The organism is Cryobacterium sp. MLB-32 (genome assembly GCF_000738085.1).
Classification (GTDB): Bacteria; Actinomycetota; Actinomycetes; order Actinomycetales; family Microbacteriaceae; genus Cryobacterium.
On sequence record NZ_JPRS01000734.1, the window covers coordinates 1 to 489 of the forward strand.

Sequence of the window (489 nt, forward strand, 5' to 3'; positions counted from 1 at the left end):
CGCAGATCGCCAGCAGCAAGCACGTGCTGGTCATCCTGGAGCGTACCGACGAGATGACGCTGCGAAGCATTCGCAACCTCCCGACGGTTCACATCCTTTCGTGGGACCAGCTCAACGCCTATGACGTGCTCGTCAGCGACGACATCGTCTTCACCAAGGGCGCGTTCGACGCGTTCGTGGCGAGCAAGACCAAGAAGGAAGAGGTGTCCGCATAATGGTTACCGCAATCAACAAGGACCCCCGCGACATCATCATCGCTCCGGTTGTCTCTGAGAAGAGCTACGGCCTGATCGACGAGGGTAAGTACACCTTCATCGTTGACCCCCGTTCGAACAAGACGGAGATCAAGCTCGCGATCGAGTCCATCTTCAAGGTGCAGGTCGCTTCGATCAACACCCTGAACCGCGTGGGCAAGACCCGTCGCACCAAGTTCGGAATGGGCAAGCGCAAGGACACCAAGCGTGCCATTGTCACGCTCAAGTCCGGCTC

Annotated in this window: 2 protein-coding genes; both read left to right on the forward strand. The window is 58.3% G+C overall.

The window, feature by feature from the left end; genetic code table 11:
* Nucleotides 1-215 (forward strand): 50S ribosomal protein L4 (gene rplD / locus JF66_RS21130; protein WP_035880954.1); only part of this gene is annotated, 215 nt, incomplete at its 5' end.
* A partial coding sequence (rplW, locus tag JF66_RS21135) for a 50S ribosomal protein L23 (RefSeq protein WP_035880955.1) occupies nucleotides 215-489 on the forward strand: 275 nt, incomplete at its 3' end. The genes rplD and rplW, both read left to right, overlap by 1 nt.